General features: G+C 40.2%; 14 protein-coding genes and 1 riboswitch. Of the genes, 13 read left to right on the top strand and 1 reads right to left on the bottom strand.

Annotated features, from left to right (window positions below; all coding sequences use genetic code 11):
- The first annotated feature begins 149 nt into the window (after positions 1–149).
- From ACZ9EE_RS23255 to ACZ9EE_RS23290, 8 genes are all read left to right on the top strand, one after another.
- Positions 150–1,856 (top strand): AMP-binding protein, encoded by a 1,707-nt coding sequence (locus tag ACZ9EE_RS23255; RefSeq protein WP_476030972.1) that lies wholly within the window; start codon positions 150–152, stop codon positions 1,854–1,856.
- A gap of 313 nt (positions 1,857–2,169) precedes the next feature.
- On the top strand, positions 2,170–2,754 hold the full coding sequence (locus tag ACZ9EE_RS23260) for a TetR/AcrR family transcriptional regulator (protein WP_476030974.1): 585 nt from the start codon (positions 2,170–2,172) through the stop codon (positions 2,752–2,754).
- Positions 2,755–2,776: 22 nt separating this feature from the next.
- On the top strand, positions 2,777–3,550 hold the full coding sequence (locus ACZ9EE_RS23265) for an enoyl-CoA hydratase (RefSeq protein WP_476030976.1): 774 nt from the start codon (positions 2,777–2,779) through the stop codon (positions 3,548–3,550).
- 110 nt (positions 3,551–3,660) lie between these two features.
- Positions 3,661–4,434: an electron transfer flavoprotein subunit beta/FixA family protein gene (locus tag ACZ9EE_RS23270; RefSeq protein WP_476030978.1), complete on the top strand. Its 774-nt coding sequence runs from the start codon at positions 3,661–3,663 to the stop codon at positions 4,432–4,434.
- Between the two features lie 40 nt (positions 4,435–4,474).
- The gene (locus tag ACZ9EE_RS23275) at positions 4,475–5,452 is read left to right on the top strand and encodes an electron transfer flavoprotein subunit alpha/FixB family protein (RefSeq protein ID WP_476030980.1); all 978 of its coding nucleotides are present in this window, start codon (positions 4,475–4,477) and stop codon (positions 5,450–5,452) included.
- Positions 5,453–5,828: 376 nt separating this feature from the next.
- Entirely contained in the window at positions 5,829–6,143 is a 315-nt protein-coding gene (gene trxA / locus ACZ9EE_RS23280; protein ID WP_335469679.1) for a thioredoxin, read from the top strand.
- A gap of 134 nt (positions 6,144–6,277) precedes the next feature.
- Positions 6,278–8,050, top strand: coding sequence for an excinuclease ABC subunit UvrC (uvrC, locus tag ACZ9EE_RS23285; protein WP_476030982.1), 1,773 nt, complete (start codon positions 6,278–6,280; stop codon positions 8,048–8,050).
- A gap of 66 nt (positions 8,051–8,116) precedes the next feature.
- A riboswitch (Lysine riboswitch) is annotated at positions 8,117–8,294 on the top strand.
- A 279-nt stretch (positions 8,295–8,573) separates the two neighbouring features.
- On the top strand, positions 8,574–9,794 hold the full coding sequence (locus ACZ9EE_RS23290; protein ID WP_476030984.1) for an aspartate kinase: 1,221 nt from the start codon (positions 8,574–8,576) through the stop codon (positions 9,792–9,794).
- A 111-nt stretch (positions 9,795–9,905) separates the two neighbouring features.
- Here the strand turns inward: ACZ9EE_RS23290 and ACZ9EE_RS23295 are convergent, their stop codons facing one another.
- The gene (locus ACZ9EE_RS23295) at positions 9,906–10,331 is read right to left on the bottom strand and encodes a YslB family protein (protein ID WP_476033061.1); all 426 of its coding nucleotides are present in this window, start codon (positions 10,329–10,331) and stop codon (positions 9,906–9,908) included.
- A 457-nt stretch (positions 10,332–10,788) separates the two neighbouring features.
- Here ACZ9EE_RS23295 and ACZ9EE_RS23300 point away from each other — a divergent pair, with 457 nt between their 5' ends.
- The 5 genes from ACZ9EE_RS23300 to gerE all read left to right on the top strand — a co-directional run bounded on the left by ACZ9EE_RS23300 (position 10,789) and on the right by gerE (position 15,095).
- Positions 10,789–11,400 carry a succinate dehydrogenase cytochrome b558 subunit gene (locus ACZ9EE_RS23300; protein WP_476030986.1) on the top strand — a complete coding sequence of 204 codons (612 nt, stop codon included), beginning with the start codon at positions 10,789–10,791 and terminating at the stop codon, positions 11,398–11,400.
- A gap of 51 nt (positions 11,401–11,451) precedes the next feature.
- A complete protein-coding gene (gene sdhA, locus ACZ9EE_RS23305) occupies positions 11,452–13,203 on the top strand; it encodes a succinate dehydrogenase flavoprotein subunit (protein ID WP_476030988.1) in 1,752 nt (583 codons plus the stop codon).
- Between the two features lie 21 nt (positions 13,204–13,224).
- Positions 13,225–13,989: a succinate dehydrogenase iron-sulfur subunit gene (gene sdhB, locus ACZ9EE_RS23310; RefSeq protein ID WP_476030990.1), complete on the top strand. Its 765-nt coding sequence runs from the start codon at positions 13,225–13,227 to the stop codon at positions 13,987–13,989.
- Between the two features lie 138 nt (positions 13,990–14,127).
- On the top strand, positions 14,128–14,715 hold the full coding sequence (locus tag ACZ9EE_RS23315) for a class D sortase (RefSeq protein WP_476030992.1): 588 nt from the start codon (positions 14,128–14,130) through the stop codon (positions 14,713–14,715).
- 155 nt (positions 14,716–14,870) lie between these two features.
- A complete protein-coding gene (gene gerE / locus ACZ9EE_RS23320; RefSeq protein WP_007087335.1) occupies positions 14,871–15,095 on the top strand; it encodes a spore germination transcription factor GerE in 225 nt (74 codons plus the stop codon).
- The last annotated feature ends 33 nt before the right edge of the window (positions 15,096–15,128 follow it).

The raw sequence follows: 15,128 nt of genomic DNA on the forward strand, positions 1-15,128 counted from the left end.
TTTTTTGTTGAAAATAGTAAGCTCTTTAGAATATTTTTGCCCCTGCCCTGTACCATAATCGAAAGTCTCATTGTCTATTGTGCAGTGCTGTACTATAATAGAAGAGAGTTTAAAATTTTACCAATTATAGATAAAAAAGGAGGTTGCTTATGTTGGAGTCAAAACCATGGCTGGACCTATATCCTAAGGAAATTCCTGCCACACTTGAATACTCCAGTGAACCAATACAAGAATACTTAATAAATGCAGCCAGAGAATTTCCGGAGAAAATCGCTATTCATTTTATGGGTAAGGAAATAACCTATATACAACTTTATGAAGCAGCGCTAAGTGTTGCCAGTTATCTACAGCAATCCATGGGCATTCAGAAGGATGACAGGGTTGCGATTATGCTTCCTAATTGTCCACAATCCGTTATTAGTTATTTTGGGATATTAATGGCAGGAGGAATCGTTGTTCAAACGAATCCTTTATATACAGAACGAGAACTGGAGTACCAAATGAAAGACTCCGGATCAAAAGCTATTATCACTCTAGACATCCTCTATCCACGAGTCACCAAAGTTATGCCGCAGACTAATTTACAAAATATTATTGTAACCGCTATCAAAGACTACTTGCCATTCCCTAAATATCTAGTTTATCCGTTCATCCAGAAAAAGCAATATGGGATTGTTGTTAAGGTAAAACACGAAGGAAACGCCCACCTGCTCACCGAAATAATCAAAATTAACTCACAAGAATTAAACTATCATGAATTTAATCCAGATGATGATATTGCCTTATTACAATATACCGGGGGAACTACTGGTTTTCCAAAAGGAGTTATGCTGACCCATAAAAATTTAATCGCCAACACTTGTATGAGTGAAGCCTGGTTATATAAATGTAAACCTGGGGAAGAATCTGTTTTGGGTATTTTACCGTTCTTCCACGTCTATGGAATGACGACGGTGATGATTTTATCGATTAAAATGGCCTGTAAAATGATTTTATTACCTAAATTTGATGCCCTAACAACATTGAAAACCATTCACAAACAGCGGCCAACACTTTTTCCAGGTGCACCAACCATTTATATTGGCTTATTGAATCACCCTGATTTGAAAAAATATGATCTTTCTTCGATTGATTCTTGTATCAGCGGGTCCGCACCACTTCCCGTTGAAATACAACAAAAGTTTGAGGAAGTAACCGGTGGAAAGCTGGTTGAAGGCTATGGGTTATCAGAAGCATCTCCTGTCACTCATTCCAACTTTTTATGGGATGTCCCAAGAGTAAAAGGCAGTATCGGTGTTCCCTATCCAGACACAGATTCGATCATTTTGTCCGTTGAAACGGGTGAACCGATGCCAGTTGGCGAAATTGGTGAAATTGTGATTAAAGGACCGCAAATTATGAAAGGCTACTGGAATCGTCCTAATGAAACTGAGGAAGTCCTTAAGGATGGCTGGCTATATACCGGAGATCTTGGTTATATGGATGAAAAGGGATATTTTTATGTGGTGGACCGTAAAAAGGATATGATTATTGCGGGAGGATTTAATATTTACCCTCGAGAAATTGAAGAGGTACTATATGAACATCCAGATGTAGTAGAGGCCGTTGCTGCCGGTGTTCCTGATCCATACCGTGGTGAAACCGTAAAAGCATATCTTGTCTTAAGAGAAGGCTCCACTGTTACAGCTGAAGAGATGAATCAATTTGCAAGGAAATACTTGGCTGCATATAAAGCACCAAGAGTGTATGAATTCAGAAAAGAATTACCGAAAACAGCAATAGGTAAAATATTAAGAAGGACACTTGTGGAAGAAGAAAAACAAAAAATAGAGCAGGAAACCCAAAAACATGCCTAACCATAAAACTATTTTTTTTTGGTCAGGAAGGCTTGTCACACCAATCCATTTTATATTAGGATGAAATGGGTCAGTTTTTCTTGACAGCAGATAATTTAAATTTTATTATAAAATTATGAATGATGATTCATTCATAATTTCTTTTTAAATAGTAAAAATTTTATTAATGTCTAGCTGCAGCGCCTAGGGGCTCTTTGGTCTAAGCCAATCCGGCAAGAAGGTTAAAAAGCAACCTTCTCACCGGCTCGTCTTATGCTTGTCGCCCCTGAACAAGGCGCTACCGCTTTTCGATTTCTTCAAGAGGGTGGATACTGTGAAAAAAAGCAAACCGAAATATATGCAAATTATAGATGCAGCGGTCATTGTGATTGCTGAAAATGGGTACCATCAAGCCCAAGTTTCCAAAATTGCGAAACAGGCAGGGGTGGCTGACGGAACTATTTATCTATATTTTAAAAACAAAGAAGACATCCTTATCTCTCTCTTTGAAGAAAAAATGGGCGAATTCGTTGAAAAAATCGAAGAAAGAATAGCAGGAAAAGTGACAGCGGAAGAGAAGTTATTAATGATGATTGAAACCCATTTCCAACTTCTATTTGAGGATCACCATATGGCGATTGTTACCCAATTGGAGTTACGTCAATCTAATAAAGAATTACGCTTAAGAATCAATGCAGTTCTTAGAGGATATTTACAGGTGATAGACAAAATCATTTTAGAAGGAAAAGAAACAGGGGAGTTTTCAAGTGATCTTGATGTTCGTCTAGCCCGGCAAATGATTTTCGGGACGATTGACGAGACTGTTACATCATGGGTGATGAACGAGGAGAAGTATGATTTATTGTCTCTGGCATCCCCAGTCCATCGACTGTTGATCAATGGCTGTGGGAAAAGGTGAGAAATCAAAAGGGGGAGTTGCATTGGAATACTTAAAATGGTCGTTTCAGGATCGGATTGCCACGATTACCATCAATCGTCCGCCGGCAAATGCTCTTTCATCAGGTCTGTTAAGAGAATTGTCAGCAGTTCTTGATGAAATCGAACCAAACGGTGAGATTGGGGTTATTATCATTCACGGCGAAGGCCGATTTTTCTCAGCAGGAGCCGACATTAAGGAATTTACGACTGTGACTTCAGCAGATGGATTTGCAAATCTTGGCAAGTATGGGCAGGATTTATTCGATCGTATGGAAAAATTTCCAAAGCCAATCATTGCTGCCATCCATGGTGCCGCACTTGGCGGGGGACTCGAGTTGGCGATGGCGTGCCATATCCGCTATGTAAGTGAAAATGCCAAACTTGGTCTGCCAGAGCTTCAGCTTGGGTTAATCCCAGGATTTGCGGGGACACAGCGTTTGCCTAAGTATGTAGGTGTTGCCCGAGCTGCAGAAATGCTGTTTACCTCCGAGCCTATTTCCGGTATTGAGGCGGTGCAATTTGGTTTAGCAACTCGTGCCTACCCAGAGGGTCAACTGTTAGATGAGACCTATAAGATTGCTGGTAAGATTGCCAAGAAAAGCCCTGGTTCTATTCGTGCAGCCATTGAATTATTAAATTATGCAAAAACAGAAGAATTTTACGAAGGAACAAAACGGGAAGCAGAATTATTTGGCGAGGTATTTGTTTCAAAGGATGCAAAAGAAGGGATCCAGGCCTTCCTTGAAAAGCGGGAGCCTAGTTTTAAAGGGGCATAACTTCTGACGGCAGAGACCTGTCTCGGAGTTCTAATAAAAAATTTTTTTGCCAAGAATTTTCTCAATCTTTCGAACTGAGATAATGTTTGAAATTTACTAGGAGGGAAACCATGAACATTTATGTATTAATGAAAAGAACCTTTGATACGGAAGAGAAGATTGCCATTTCTGGCGGCAAAATCAACGAGGATGGTGCAGAATTCATCATCAATCCATATGATGAATATGCAATTGAAGAAGCAATTCAGGTTCGTGATGCCAATGGCGGTGAGGTAACAGTGATTTCCGTTGGCAGTGAGGAATCTGAAAAGCAATTACGTACAGCTCTTGCGATGGGAGCAGACAAGGCCGTTCTCATTAATATTGAAGATGATGTCGAAAATGGGGACCAATTTACGACTGCAAAAATTCTTGCCGAATACTTGAAAGATAAAAATGCGGATTTAATTTTAGGCGGCAATGTCGCGATCGATGGTGGTTCAGGCCAAGTTGGCCCGCGCGTCGCTGAAGTGCTTAACATCCCCTACGTTACAACCATTACAAAGTTAGAAATTGATGGAACCAGCGTAACGGTAACTCGTGATGTAGAGGGAGATTCTGAAGTGATCGAAACCAGCCTACCGTTATTGGTTACTGCGCAGCAAGGTCTTAACGAACCGCGCTACCCTTCTTTGCCAGGGATCATGAAGGCAAAGAAAAAGCCGCTTGAAGAATTAGAGTTAGATGATCTCGATCTCGAAGAAGATGACGTTGAGGCTAAAACAAAAACGATTGAAATATACTTACCGCCAAAGAAAGAAGCAGGAAAGGTTCTAGCAGGGGATTTAAATGACCAAGTAAAGGAACTTGTTCATCTTCTTCATACCGAAGCGAAAGTAATCTAATCCATTCACATAAAAATTGTTTTTTCAGGAGGGTAATCGAATGTCAAGAAAAGTATTGGTACTAGGAGAAGTTCGTGACGGATCATTACGTAATGTTTCTTTCGAAGCAGTTGCTGCAGCGAAAACAGTGGCAGAAGGCGGAGAAGTTGTTGGAGTTATAGTTGGTGAATCTGTAAGCGCTTTAGGCACTGAACTGATCCAATACGGTGCAGACCGCGTGGTGGTCGTAGAGAACGAGAAATTAAAACAATATACCTCTGACGGTTTTGCCCAAGCCTTATTGGCAGTCATTGACCAAGAGAAGCCTGAAGGATTAGTGTTAGGACATACAGCGTTAGGAAAAGATTTGGCACCTCGAATTGCGGGTAAACTTTCATCCGGGCTCATTTCCGATGCTACGGCTGTTGAAGCCGCTGGTGGAAATATTGTTTTTACAAGACCAATCTACTCAGGTAAAGCATTTGAAAAGAAGATTGTCACGGATGGGATGATTTTTGCAACTGTACGTCCAAATAATATTGCACCTGCCGATAAGGATGAAAGCAGAACTGGCGAGGTTTCGTCTCTGGCTGTTGAAATCAAGGATCTGCGCGCGATAATCAAGGAAGTTGTTAGAAAAGCAAGTGAGGGTGTAGATTTAAGTGAAGCAAAAGTCGTTATCTCAGGAGGCCGCGGTGTAAAAAGTGCTGACGGATTTGCGCCGTTAAAGGAATTAGCAAAAGTATTAGGCGGGGCAGTCGGAGCTTCCCGCGGTGCTTGTGATGCAGACTATTGTGACTACTCTTTACAAATTGGCCAGACTGGCAAGGTTGTGACACCAGACTTATATATTGCTTGCGGTATTTCAGGGGCTATTCAGCATTTAGCTGGAATGTCTAATTCCAAGGTTATTGTCGCGATTAACAAGGATCCGGAAGCTAATATTTTCAAAGTGGCGGACTACGGTATTGTCGGTGATTTGTTTGAGGTCGTGCCATTATTAACAGAAGAATTCAAAAAGCTAAAGGTCCACTCTTAATAGACCACCGGGTGAAAAGCGGATTAATTGGGTTTACGAATGGAAAAGCAGGTCAATAATAAAAAGCGGGTAGGTTGCTGCTCGCTTTTTATCATGGTACGTCCAGCTCCAGCGCCCAGCGGCGAGACGACTTCGCCCATCTCCCTATGATAAATCAACATCGATTCGCTAACGCTTATCGTGTTTCCTTTATCTCAGTCGATGGGCTCCAGTCCTGTCGTACGCTAAACGGGCGCTTCCGCTATAGAAGTGTATTGCATAGAATAACTATAGTAAAAATGGGGAAATTATTTGCGAGACATATTATTAGCGTGATATGACAAACAAATGTTATACTTTCCGTAGTATTTCAGTATTTATTAGGAGGTCAATATAAATGGCTATTTCACATGTAACCGATCAAAATTTCACGGCTGAAACAGGTTCAGGTCTTGTGCTTGTAGATTTCTGGGCACCATGGTGCGGACCTTGTAAAATGATTGCCCCAGTTCTCGAAGAACTTGACGCAGAAATGGGCGATAAAGTTAAAATCACTAAGCTTGATGTGGATGACAATCCACAAACCGCTGCTAACTTTGGTGTTATGAGCATTCCAACATTGTTGGTATTCAAAGACGGCGAAGTAGTAGACAAAGTAGTTGGCTTCCAGCCTAAAGATGCTTTAGCAGGTGTCTTAGAAAAGCACGTTTAATACATTGATTATAAAAAACCTTAGCTAATTGGCTGAGGTTTTTTATTTTTGACAGTAGTCTCCTACTTCCTTTTATTGAAGCTTTGCATTAAAATTTTATATGGTATGAAAAAAAGGACGGAGGAGTGGCCGGAATGAATGAAAATATAAAGCAAAAATTAACCCTGCTGCCTGATCAGCCTGGCTGCTACTTAATGAAAGACCGTCAGGGAACGATTATTTATGTGGGAAAAGCGAAAGTTTTAAAGAACCGTGTACGTTCTTATTTTAACGGTTCTCACGATGGAAAGACATTAAGACTAGTTAATGAAATTGAGGACTTTGAGTACATTGTTACCTCTTCCAATATAGAAGCCCTGCTGCTTGAATTAAACCTGATTAAGAAATATGATCCAAAATACAACATCATGCTAAAGGATGACAAAACGTATCCGTTTATTAAACTAACAGCGGAAAGACATCCGAAATTAATTATTACCAGAAAAGTAAAAAAGGATAAAGGAAAGTATTTTGGGCCATATCCAAATGTCGGGGCGGCAAACGAAACCAAAAAGCTGCTCGACCGAATCTATCCGTTACGCAAGTGCTCAACTTTGCCTGACCGTGTCTGCTTGTATTACCATTTAGGACAGTGCCTGGCACCATGTGTCAATGAAGTAAGTGAAAATCAATATAAACAAATGACCGATGAAATTACCCGGTTTCTAAATGGCGGTTATAAGGAAATTAAGAATGAGCTAACAGAAAAAATGACATCGGCGGCCGAAGAACTTGATTTTGAACGTGCTAAGGAGTTTCGCGACAAAATTGTTCACATCGAGACCATTATGGAAAAGCAGAAAATCACAATGACAGATTTTACGGACCGCGATGTGTTCGGATATGCCGTAGACAAAGGCTGGATGTGTGTTCAAGTATTCTTTGTCCGTCAAGGTAAGTTGATCGAGCGGGACGTCTCTATGTTCCCAATCTATAATGAGCCTGAGGAAGAAATCTTGACATTCCTTGGTCAATTTTATACAAAGGCCAATCATTTTAAGCCAAAAGAGATTTTAATCCAAGATGAAGTTGATCTTCATTTGGCTGAACAGCTGCTAGAGGTAAAGGTACTTCAGCCGCAAAGAGGTGCCAAAAAGGACCTCGTTAAAATGGCGATTAAGAATGCCAACATTGCTTTAAAGGAAAAATTCTCTCTTATTGAAAAAGATGAGGAAAGAACGATTAAAGCGGTTGAAAATCTAGGAGAACTTCTAGGGATTTATACCCCTTACCGAATTGAGTCATTTGATAACTCAAATATTCAAGGGACGGACCCCGTATCAGCGATGGTTGTTTTTACAGATGGAAAAGCAAACAAACGGGAATATCGAAAATATAAAATTAAATCGGTAAAAGGCCCTGATGATTATGAATCGATGCGGGAAGTCACAAGAAGACGATATTCGAGAGCCCTGAAAGAAAATCTCCCGCTGCCTGATTTAATTATTATCGATGGTGGGAAAGGACATGTTGAGGCAGTTAGGGATGTTCTAGAAAATGAGCTTGGCTTAGATGTCCCGTTGGCAGGTCTTGTGAAGGATGAGAAGCACCGCACTTCGCAGCTTCTTTATGGAAATCCGCTCCAAATTGTGCCGTTAGCGAGGAATAGCCAGGAGTTTTATTTGCTGCAGCGGATTCAGGATGAAGTCCACCGTTTTGCGATTACCTTTCACCGGCAAATTCGCGGGAAAAGTGCCTTTCAATCATTACTCGACGATATTCCAGGAATTGGTGAAAAACGTAAGAAATTATTGCTAAAACAGTTTGGTTCTGTGAAAAAGATGAAGGAAGCCAGTCTAGAGGAATTTACTGCCCTTGGTATTCCAACCAATGTCGCAGAGGAATTAATCGAAAAACTTCGTCAATAATTATTGTCATATAAAATTTAACATGCTATAATGGTGAAAATTTAATCAGTCACTTTATCGTACTAAAGTGAAGGTAGAGGTGCGAAATTCAATAGTAATGGTTCTGAGAAGGATGAGCTTCGATGAAGGATCATGAAAGGGAAGGTTCGCCGAAGTAGAGAGGGACTCATATCCTTTTTTTGCTGGTTCTGTATTGAAGAAATCCAGAATTGTCAAGACGATGTCTTGGAGAGCTATCTTAACGTTATTTGTACAGGAATTTTTATGTTCGTGTTCAAAAAGCAATGAGATACCCTTCTCATTGCTTTTTTTAATTTATACGAAAGTATAAAAGTTTTTGACTTTGAGAATTGTCTAGCTCCAGCGCCTAGCCCCTCGATGGTCATAAGCCAATCCGTCCAAAAGGTTAAAAAGCAACCTTTCGGCCGGCTCGTCTTATGCTTGTCGGGGCTGACCAAGGCGCTTGCGCTTTTCTAATTTACTAGCATACTAGTTACAGCAAAATGGAAAGTAGGGGAAAAAGATGGGTTTAGTTGTACAAAAATTTGGCGGCACTTCCGTTGGAAGTGTGGAAAGAATTTTAAATGTTGCAGCATGTGTAAAAGAGGAGAAAGAGCGGGGCAATGATGTTGTTGTTGTCGTTTCTGCGATGGGAAAGTCAACTGACCAGCTTGTAAGCTTGGCAAAGGATATAACGAAGGAGCCTAGCAAGCGTGAAATGGATATGCTTTTGTCTACAGGCGAGCAGGTTACGATTGCATTACTTTCCATGGCGTTACAACAACAAGGTCTGGACGCCGTATCCTTTACAGGCTGGCAGGCAGGAATTGTTACTGAACCTGTACATGGAAATGCCCGAATTGCGAAAATCGATACAAAGGCTATTCAAGCTCAGGTTTCATCTGGAAAGGTTGTCATTGTTGCGGGCTTCCAGGGAATAACTGAGGATGGAGAAATTACAACGTTAGGCCGCGGTGGATCAGATACAACCGCAGTCGCTTTAGCAGCAGCACTAAAAGCGGATAAGTGTGATATTTATACAGATGTAACCGGAGTGTTTACGACCGATCCAAGATATATAAAAGATGCGCGAAAACTATTATCAGTTTCATATGATGAAATGCTCGAGTTAGCCAATTTAGGTGCAGGTGTGCTTCATCCGAGAGCAGTAGAATTTGCTAAAAATTATAAAGTACAGCTTGTTGTTAGATCAAGCATGGAGAAAGAAGAAGGAACAGTAATCGAGGAGGAAGCAACAATGGAACAGAATTTAGTGGTACGCGGAGTGGCATTTGAGGACGAAATTACAAGAGTTAGCGTATTGGGTTTAACTAACTCGATTACAAGTCTGTCAACTATTTTCACAACTCTAGCCCAAAATCATCTCAACGTAGATATTATTATTCAAAGCACAACTGAAGGCGGTACAGCTAATCTATCATTCTCAATCCAAACAAATGACCTATTAGAAACACTAAAGGTACTGGAAGATAATAAAACTGAACTTGGTTATGAACAGTTGGATGCAGAAAATAAATTAGCTAAAGTATCCATTGTAGGTTCAGGAATGATTTCCAATCCAGGTGTGGCAGCGAAAATGTTTAAGGTTCTTGCTGAGAACGACATTCAAATCAAAATGGTCAGCACTTCCGAAATTAAAGTTTCTGCGGTAGTAGAAGAAAAAAATATGTTAAAAGCAGTCGACGCCCTGCACACAGCATTCGAGCTAGGCAAACAACAATAAGATAGTAAAAATAGTAAAAGAAGTAATGGAAGTAAAAATGGTGTCAGGCACCGAAAGGGAACCTGACACCGTTGATAACATTGCCATAGTATTTACTTGGTAGGACTGAGATTACTTTAGGGAGTCTTTTATGTCCCATTTGACGGTAAATTGCACTTTGTTTGATTTTTTGACTGGGTGCTCGAAGGCTTCGGCGATAACTCCATTTTGAAGTTCCATTTGCTGGGCGAGGAAGCCTGCTTCAAGCTGGAAGAAATGTTCGGCCTTTGATTTTACTCTTGAGACAATCAAGGGACTAAACAGTTCAATCTCAAGTTCATTTTTGTTTTCTTTTTTAATTTCCAACTGACCCCATGAAGCATGATTGAAAAAATCAATAACTTGATCAAAATCAGCTAATGGATACTTCCGGGCCAGCCGTTTACCTGCCCAATATAATATTTCTGGTGCATCCTTACCAAGAATCTCAGGCAGAAGGATTTCCCTGATTAATTCATATCCGAAGATCGATATGGTACGCGGTTCTGAAGTGGTCATACTTACATCGACGACAGTACTTTCTTTCACTATGTTTCCCCTCTTTCCTATCATTCTATTATATACAATTTAAAACGGATTTCATTATCAGTTTTATTAAGATTAAATTAATTATCGTGCAATATTTAATCCTATTTCTCATCATAATTATTATTTCCTATAGTTGAAAATTTCTACCAGTTAGATGTTGGAAAATGATTGAAAAGATTGGGGTTAATACATATATATAGCTTGGAAACTCTAACAAGAGACATGTCTAGTATAATATCAATATATTTTAAAAATTTTATATTTTTACTAAAGAATCTGTATCCGTTTTCTTGACGCTCTTAAATGATGGGAGTAAAATGAACATGTCACATAATTGTCACAGTGGCGACAATTATACATTTGTAGCAAAATATAAAAAAGGAAACAGTAAAAAACATTTTTTGAAAACTAAAAGGGGGGTAAAATAATGGCGGGTAATCGAGAGTTTGTTAATCGAAGATTGCACTCATTGCTAGGAGTTATTCCGATTGGATTATTTGTAACGCAGCATCTTGTCGTCAACCATTTTGTTACAGGAGGACCTGAATCTTTTAATAAGGCAGCAGGTTTCATGGGGAATCTTCCTTTCAAGATTGTCTTAGAAACAGTCCTAATCTATTTACCATTGTTATATCATGCAATCTATGGACTTTATATTGCTTTTACCGCAAGTAGTAATCTTAATAGATTTGGTACTTTCAGAAACTGGATGTACATGCTGCAGCGTATTACAGGCGTTATAACTTTAATCTTTATTGCATGGCATGTATGGCAAACACGTGTGGCGGCTGCATTTGGGACTGAAATAAACTATGATATGATGCATGATATTCTATCATCACCATTTATGTTTGCTTTCTATTTAATAGGAATTCTCTCAGCTATTTTCCACTTTGCCAATGGTTTATGGTCATTTTTAGTAAGCTGGGGAATTACCGTATCACCACGTTCACAACGTATTACGACATATGTGACGATCGGTGTGTTCGTGATTCTCTCATTTATTAGCATTCAAACTTTAATAGCTTTTATTTCTTAATAAATTGTAGTCGGAAAAAATTGTATTTGGATTAGAAGGAGTGAGTCACAAATGGGTAAAGGTAAAGTGATTGTAGTCGGCGGCGGTCTTGCAGGCCTAATGGCTACGATCAAAGTGGCAGAATCAGGAACACCGGTAGAGCTTTTTTCTCTAGTTCCGGTTAAACGTTCTCACTCTGTTTGTGCCCAAGGTGGTATTAATGGAGCGGTAAATACAAAAGGGGAAGGGGATTCCCCGTGGATTCACTTTGACGATACCATTTATGGTGGAGATTTCTTAGCGAATCAGCCTCCGGTTAAGGCGATGTGTGATGCAGCACCTGGTATTATTAATCTATTTGACCGGATGGGTGTTATGTTTAACCGTACACCTGAAGGTTTACTAGATTTCCGCCGTTTTGGGGGAACTCAGCATCACCGGACAGCGTTTGCTGGAGCAACAACAGGACAGCAGCTTCTCTATGCACTTGATGAGCAGGTTCGCCGCCATGAAGTGGATGGATTAGTAACGAAATATGAAGGCTGGGAATTCCTTGGTGCGGTCCTCGATGATGAACAAGTATGCCGTGGGGTTGTCTGCCAAAACTTAAAAACAATGGAAATTAAATCCTTTGCTGCAGATGCTGTAATCATGGCAACTGGAGGCCCTGGGATTATTTTTGGTAAGTCAACCAACTCCGTTATTAACACAGGTTCAGCTGCATCAATCGTTTATCAGCAAGGCGCCTACTATGCAAACGGTGAAATGATTCAAATCCATCCAACGGCAATTCCTGGTGATGATAAGCTTCGTTTGATGAGTGAATCTGCCCGCGGTGAAGGCGGTCGTATTTGGACCTATAAAGACGGAAAACCATGGTACTTCTTGGAGGAAAAATATCCTGCTTACGGAAACCTTGTACCACGTGATATTGCAACACGCGAAATCTTTGATGTATGTGTTCGTCAAAAGCTTGGTATTAACGGTGAAAACATGGTATTCCTTGATCTTTCTCACAAGGATCCACATGAGTTGGACGTAAAACTTGGAGGCATTATTGAGATTTATGAAAAGTTCATGGGCGATAATCCGCGTAAAGTCCCAATGAAAATTTTCCCTGCTGTTCACTATTCAATGGGCGGACTATGGGTTGATTATGACCAAATGACAAGCATCAAAGGTTTATTTGCTGCCGGTGAGTGTGACTATTCACAGCACGGTGCAAACCGTCTTGGAGCAAACTCCTTGTTATCAGCAGTATACGGCGGAATGGTAGCAGGACCTAATGTGGTTAAATATATCGAAGGACTTGAAAAGAGTTCGGATGCCATATCTTCAACTGTATTTGATCGTCATGTGCAAGAACAGGAAGAAAAATGGAATAATATCATGTCTTTAGATGGTACGGAAAATGCCTATGTTCTTCATAAAGAGCTTGGCGAATGGATGACAGATAACGTAACTGTTGTCCGTTATAATGACAAGCTGTTAAAAACAGATGAAAAGATTCAAGAACTATTGGAGCGTTATCAACACATTAATATCAATGATACTTCGAAATGGAGCAACCAAGGGGCAGCTTTCACAAGACAATTACAGAACATGCTGCAATTGGCCCGTGTTATTACGATCGGTGCTTATAACCGGAATGAGAGCCGTGGGGCACATTATAAACCTGATTTCCCTGAGCGGAATGATGAGGAATTTATGAAAACGACAATGGCTAAATTCGTTGATGCTAAAACTGCTCCAGCTTTCCATTACGAAGAGATCGACGTTTCGTTAATTAAGCCAAGGAAGCGCGATTACACAACAAAACATTAATAGAAGGGGGAGTAGGGAACATTGTCTGAAAATAAAAAGGTAACTTTTATCATTACTCGTCAAGATAGCCCAGATGCTGCTCCTTATGAGGAGACATTCGAAATTCCATACCGTCCGAATATGAACGTTATTTCGGCATTGATGGAAATACGTAAAAATCCAGTAAATGCACAAGGGAAAACGACTACTCCAGTCACTTGGGAAATGAACTGCCTTGAAGAGGTTTGCGGTGCATGTTCAATGGTTATTAACGGGAAGCCTCGTCAATCTTGTTCGGCTTTGGTTGATCAATTAGAGCAGCCGATTCGCCTAGCACCAATGAAAACATTCCCTATTGTTCGTGACCTTTCAGTTGATCGGAGCAGAATGTTTGATTCCTTGAAAAAGGTAAAAGCATGGATTCCAATTGATGGAACGTACGATTTAGGACCTGGACCACGGATGCCGGAAAGAAAACGTCAGTGGGCTTATGAGCTTTCTAAATGTATGACCTGCGGTGTTTGTCTAGAGGCGTGTCCAAATGTGAATAGTAAAACAAACTTCATGGGACCAGCAGTATTTAACCAGGTTCGCTTATTCAACGCCCATCCAACAGGTGAAATGAACGCGGCAGAACGTATAAATGCTTTCATGGAGGATGGCGGTATGCAGGGCTGCGGTAACTCTCAAAACTGTGTACAAGCATGTCCAAAAGGGATTCCAATTACAACTTCCATTGCAGCGGTTAACCGTGCTGCCACAATGCAAGCATTTAGAAACTTTTTTGGAAGCGACAGTGGTAACTAAAAGTTATATATGCATCACAAAACCTTCTTTCTGTGTAGGAAAGAAGGTTTTTCTTTTGAATAGGCAAAAGTTTCATTAGTCCGTTTTTGTCACTTTTTGATATACTGAAACAAATGACCTATTAAAAGGGAGGTATTCATGGTGAAAACAAAATTTCCCTTTTTTCTAATTGTAATGGGGCTTATTCTATCGGGCGTTGGTGTTTGGCAATATACCCATACAAAAGTAAAATCAACTACGGCGCTTCAGCAGGCAAAGGAAATCATTAGCCAGAAACAGCCGCCTGCTGCGGATAAGAAGAAAATAGACACTAGTACACCACCCGCTACAGGAGATACGGTTGGCATTTTAAAGATTCCAAAAATTAAAGCTGAATTGGCCATCGTGGAAGGGACAGACCCTGATGATCTTGAAAAGGGGGTAGGCCACTATAAGGGCTCTTATTTTCCAGGGGATAAGGGGCAAATCGTTTTGTCCGGTCATCGGGATACGGTTTTTCGTAAATTAGGTGAGCTAAAAATAGGTAACCAGCTAACAATCCAGATGCCATATGGGAATTATTCATACGAAATCACCCGTACTAAAATTGTTAAGGCAAACGATACAAGCATTATTACCTTACAAAAACAGCAGGAGGAATTAATCCTGACAACTTGTTATCCGTTTCATTATGTTGGAAATGCACCAAAAAGATATATAATTTATGCAAAACTAAACAAAGAATAAAAAAGTTGGAATAAATTTGTGATTTTTTTAATAAAAACCCACTCCTTTCAGTGAATTATAGTCACTCCATTTGTATCGTTTACATAAGATATCGTGACTAAATATATACCCATCCCACGATACATTACTGGCGAAGGCAAGGAGGGTTACAATACTTGAAGGAGAATGATTATAATCACAAGCCATTACTCACCAAACGGGAAAGAGAAGTATTCGAACTATTAGTACAAGACAAAACAACGAAAGAAATCGCTGGTGAATTATTTATAAGCGAAAAAACAGTTAGGAATCACATTTCAAATGCCATGCAAAAGCTTGGTGTCAAAGGGCGTTCACAAGCTGTTGTAGAGCTCCTTCGTATGGGAGAGCTAGAACTTTAATGATGACCGGCCTCCATTTTCGGGGGCCGTTCA

This window comes from Bacillus sp. URHA0034, assembly GCF_056280405.1.